Annotated in this window: 4 protein-coding genes and 2 pseudogenes; all 6 read left to right on the top strand. The window is 66.7% G+C overall.

Features of this window, described 5'->3' with window-relative positions; genetic code table 11:
* A pseudogene (locus Q7J26_RS04685) lies at window positions 1-387 on the top strand (protein-L-isoaspartate O-methyltransferase); the annotation flags it as partial.
* 16 nt (window positions 388-403) lie between these two features.
* On the top strand, window positions 404-1120 hold the full coding sequence (locus tag Q7J26_RS04690) for an OmpA family protein (protein WP_304935345.1): 717 nt from the start codon (window positions 404-406) through the stop codon (window positions 1118-1120).
* Between the two features lie 96 nt (window positions 1121-1216).
* On the top strand, window positions 1217-2290 hold the full coding sequence (locus Q7J26_RS04695) for a peptidoglycan DD-metalloendopeptidase family protein (RefSeq protein WP_304935346.1): 1074 nt from the start codon (window positions 1217-1219) through the stop codon (window positions 2288-2290).
* A gap of 102 nt (window positions 2291-2392) precedes the next feature.
* Window positions 2393-2710 (top strand): preprotein translocase subunit YajC, encoded by a 318-nt coding sequence (gene yajC / locus Q7J26_RS04700; protein ID WP_008262385.1) that lies wholly within the window; start codon window positions 2393-2395, stop codon window positions 2708-2710.
* Window positions 2711-2743: 33 nt separating this feature from the next.
* The gene (gene secD, locus Q7J26_RS04705; RefSeq protein ID WP_304935347.1) at window positions 2744-4336 is read left to right on the top strand and encodes a protein translocase subunit SecD; all 1593 of its coding nucleotides are present in this window, start codon (window positions 2744-2746) and stop codon (window positions 4334-4336) included.
* Between the two features lie 5 nt (window positions 4337-4341).
* Window positions 4342-4693: pseudogene (locus Q7J26_RS04710) on the top strand (protein translocase subunit SecF); the annotation flags it as partial.

Here is a 4693-nt window from a genome sequence, read left to right on the forward strand (position 1 = left end):
GGCAGCGGCTACCAGGCCGCGGTGCTGAGCCGGCTGGCGCGCTATGTCTATTCGATCGAGCGGTACCGCAGCCTGCTGACCGAGGCCGAGCAGCGGCTGAAGGACCTGAAGATCGACAATGTCATCACCCGCCACGGCGACGGCGGTCTGGGCTGGGTCGAACAGGCGCCCTTCGACCGGATCATGGTGACGGCGGCGTCTCCGACCGAGCCGACCGAACTGTTGAAGCAGCTGAAGCCGAACGGGGTTCTGGTCGCGCCCGTGGGCCGGACTTCGGTGCAGATGCTGCACCGTTATGTGGGCCAAGGCGACGGGTCGTTCCACCGCGAGAGCCTGACGGAAGTGCGGTTCGTGCCCCTGGTCGAAGGGACGGCGAAGGAGGGGTGACAGCCGGAGGTTGAGCTTGCATGGTCCGCTGATGTTCCGATTATTGCTCGCCGCTGGCATCTTTTTGTTATCTGCGACGGCTGTCAGAGCGCAGACTTGGCCCGTGTGTTTCGACGCCGAAGGCGTTCTGTCGCCTCAAGGCTTCCGAAATTTGCGCGCGGCGCGCGCGACGTTCGAGGAAGCACCCGCCTGGCGCGCGTCCGCTACGCTTTATCGGGAAGCCCTATACAGTCCTGATGATCGCGCAGCCGTGGAACGAACAAACACCGCATTGGTCGAGGCGATCCGCACTGGGTTCTCACCTGCAATCGCCATTGTCACTTCATATGAGCCCTTGGCCGAAGGGTGTCTTGCAATCGAAGTCACACGACACGAAACGCCTCAGCCGCCGGCGCTTTGGCATTACCACGGCGTCTTTTTCGAGAGCGGCAGCGCCGTTGTCGATCAGAAATGGGACCTCCGGCTTCGAATTTACGCCGCGACCTATCAGCCAGGGACGCGCGTCATTTTGCAGGGTTATGCGGATACGCTGGGTTCACCGTCAGACAATTTGGCGCTCAGTCGTATGCGAGCGGAAGCGGTTGCTGACGCGCTCATTCGATTGGGCGTCCGAGCTGAAGACATCGAAATCACGGCCTATGGCGAGACCAATTTGATGAAACCGTCGGCGGACGAGGTGTCGGAATCGCTGAACCGTCGAGTGTGGATCGATATGCGCATGCGGCCGCGTTAACCTTCCCGCCTAACTTTGGCGATGATTGAAGGCTTGGCTTAAGGGGCGCAAGCGGGCACACCGGGCGGGCAGTTTTAACCATCTAAGGAGCGGCCGGTGGCGGTGATATCGGGCTGGATCAGAGCGGTTGTGATCGCGGGCGCCTCGCTGAGCGCGGCGGCCTGTATGACCTATCCGTCCGAGCCGCAGTATTCGACGCGACCGACGGTGGGCGGGCAGGGCGCCTATCCGCCGCCGACGCAGCAAGCGCCCTATGGTCAGCCGACCTCTCCTCAGGCTCAGCCCTATCCGCAGCCTCAAGCGACGGCGCCGGTCGGCCAGGTGGATGGCGGATCTCTGCCGCCGCCGGTCACGGTCACGCCTGCGCAGCCGAGCTATGTTCCGCCTGCGCCCTCCTATCCGGCCCCCTCGGGCGTGGTCACGCCGGGCGCCGCCTATGAAATCCAGCCGGGCGACACGATTTCGGGCGTCGGGCGGCGGTTCCAGACGCCGGTTCAGACCCTGATCGACCTGAACGGCCTGGGGCCGCGCGGTGCGATCACGACGGGCCAACGAATCATTCTTCCGGATGCGGCGGTCGATACCGGCCGCGACCCTTACGCGACCGGGCCGTCGCCGGCCGGGGTTCTGGTGCCGAACAGCGGCATGGCCCCGCCGCCTCCGCCGCCGCCTTCGGGCAACGCCGCGCTTCCGGCTCAGACCCGCCCGACGGCTCCCGCAGTAGGCGCTGCGCGTCCGCCGGTCACCGCGGCGCCTTCCGCCACGCCTGTCGCGGGCGGCCCCATCGCCCTGTTGTGGCCGGTGCGTGGCGACATTCTGCGTCGGTTCGGTCCGGTCGGCATGGGCGAGCGCAACAACGGCATCAACATCGGCGCCTCGGCCGGCGCCTCGGTCGTCGCCTCGGCCGGCGGACGCGTGGCCTATGTCGGCGACGATCTGGTGGGTCAGGGGCTGACGGTCCTGGTGGTTCACAACGGCGGCTGGCGCACGGTCTATGGCCATCTGGGCTCGGCGACGGTCAAGGACGGCGACGACGTGCGGGCCGGACAGCAGATCGGCACGGTCGGCCTGACGGCCGGCGACGGTCGCCCGTCGATCCACTTCGAGACCCGCCAGATGCGAGGCGACGACCCCGTTGCGGTCGATCCCCTGACCGTATTGCCGCGCTGACGCTTAGCCGCGTTGCAATCCGCGAGACGGAGCCCTAGGTTCCGCGCCTCGTTTTAATGGGGCGCCGACGAGGGCCGCCCCCCTTGTGTTCGGAGACTACCCATGGGCGCCCCAGCTGACGGCGGCATGATGGCCGTGATCATGCAGTTCCTGCCGATCGTCGCCATCTTCATTCTGTTCTACTTCCTGCTGATCCGTCCGCAGCAGAAGCGGGCCAAGGAACATGCGGCCGCCATCGGCGCCGTGAAGCGCGGCGACACCGTCGTGCTGTCCAGCGGCATGATCGGCAAGGTGACCCGCGTCGAAGAGGCCGAGGTCAATGTCGAGATCGCGCCCAGCGTCAATGTGCGCGTGGTCAAGACCATGATCGCCGAGGTGCGCAACCGCACCGCCATCGCCGCCAACGATTCCAAGGCCTGATACCAAGCGTATCGCTGAACCGAGACCACCCTCATGATTCAGCTCTCGCGCTGGAAAGTCATCCTCGTCGTCGCTTCGGCGATCCTCGGCTGCCTGCTGGCCTTCCCCAACCTGCTGAGCCCGGCTCAGCGGGAAGCCATGCCCGGCTGGCTGCCGAAGAACGCCCTGAACCTGGGGCTGGACCTGCAGGGCGGATCGTACCTGCTGCTGGAGGTCGATGTGCCGGAGATGCGCGAAAAGCGCATCACCAATCTGATCGAAGACGTGCGGGTCACGCTGAACGGCGACGGGATCGCCACCAACGGCTTCCAGCGCGAGACGGGCGGCGTGACCGTGACCCTGGCCAATCCGGGCCAGCAGGACGCCGCTTTCGAGGCGCTGCGCCAAATGGCCGGGGCGCCGGGACCTTCGGGCCAGATCGAACGGACGGCGACGCGGGTCGGCGATAATCGCATCCGCTTCGCCTATACCGACGCAGCCTTGGCCGGCATGGGCGCGACGGCCGTGGATCAATCGATCGAGGTGGTTCGCCGCCGGATCGACAGCCTGGGCACGCGAGAGCCTTCCATCACTCGCCAGGGCGCCGACCGGATCGTGGTCCAGGCGCCGGGCGAGAGTGATCCGTCCCAGTTGGAACGCGTCATCGGCCAGACGGCCCAGCTGACCTTCCAGATGGTGGATACCGAGAATTCAATCACTGACGCCGTGGCGGGTCGCGTCCCGCCGGACGCCGAACTGCTGATGGACGAGCAGGGCACGCCCTATCTGGTGAAACGGCGCGTTCTGGTTTCGGGCGAGAACCTGACCCGCGCCGGGGTCGGTGCGGACGAGAGCGGCCGCCCAGCCATCGACTTCCGCTTCGACGCCGCCGGCGCCCGCCGTTTCGGCGAGGCGACCGCCGCCAACCTGGGCAAGCCCTTCGCCATTATTCTGGACGGCAAGGTCATTTCGGCCCCGACGATCCAGACCGCGATCACCACGGGTTCCGGCCAGATCACCGGCCAGTTCTCGATCCAGGAAGCCTCGACCCTGGTGAACCTGCTGAACGGCGGCGCTCTTCCGGCGCCGCTGAACGTCGAGGAACGTCGGACCGTCACCGCCGAACTGGGCGCCGACGCCGTGAAGGCGGGCGCACTGTCGACCGCTGTGGGCTTCGGCATCATCGTGCTGTTCATGATCCTGGCCTACGGCTTCCTGTTCGGGGGCGTGTCGGTCATTGGCCTGGTGCTGAACGGGGTGCTGATCGTGGCGGCCATGTCGCTGACCCAGGCGACCCTGACCCTGCCGGGGATCGCCGGTCTGATCCTGACCTTCGCCGTGGCCGTGGATGCGAACGTGCTGATCTATGAGCGGATGCGCGACGAGGCCCGCTCGGGCCGCAGCGTGATCGCCAGCATGGACGCCGGATTCTCCAAGGCCTGGGGCACGATCCTGGACGCCAACGTCACCACCCTGGTGGCGGCGGCGATCATGTTCGTCTTCGGCGCCGGCCCGGTGCGCGGCTTCGCCTGGACGCTGAGCATCGGCGTCTTCACCTCGGTGTTCTCGTCGGTTCTGGTGGCCCAGGTGCTGCTGGCCTACTGGCTCAAGACCGCCAAGCCCAAAAAACTGCCGATCGCGGAGTGATGGCGATGCGTGGATGGCCCTTCATCAAACTGCTGCCGCAGAAGACGAATTTCCATTTCGTCAAATACGCCCGGTTCGCCGCGGTGCTGTCGGTGGTTCTGTGCGTCGCCTCGATCGTGGCGTGCTTCGTTCCCGGCCTGAACATGGGCATCGACTTCCGCGGCGGGGCCTCGATGGAGGTCTCGAAGCCGGCCGGCCAGACCCTCGCCCTCGAGGATCTGCGCGGCGCGGTGCGTGAACTCGGGCTCGGCGACGTCGGGGTGCAGGGCATCGCCCGGCGCGGGACGGACGTGGACGACGGCTCGACCGCCATCGTCCGGTTCCAGATCCCCGAGGGCCGCGACCAGACGGCGGTGG

The sequence above is a fragment of the Brevundimonas sp. genome (assembly GCF_030656255.1).
In the GTDB taxonomy this organism is placed as follows: Bacteria; Pseudomonadota; Alphaproteobacteria; order Caulobacterales; family Caulobacteraceae; genus Brevundimonas.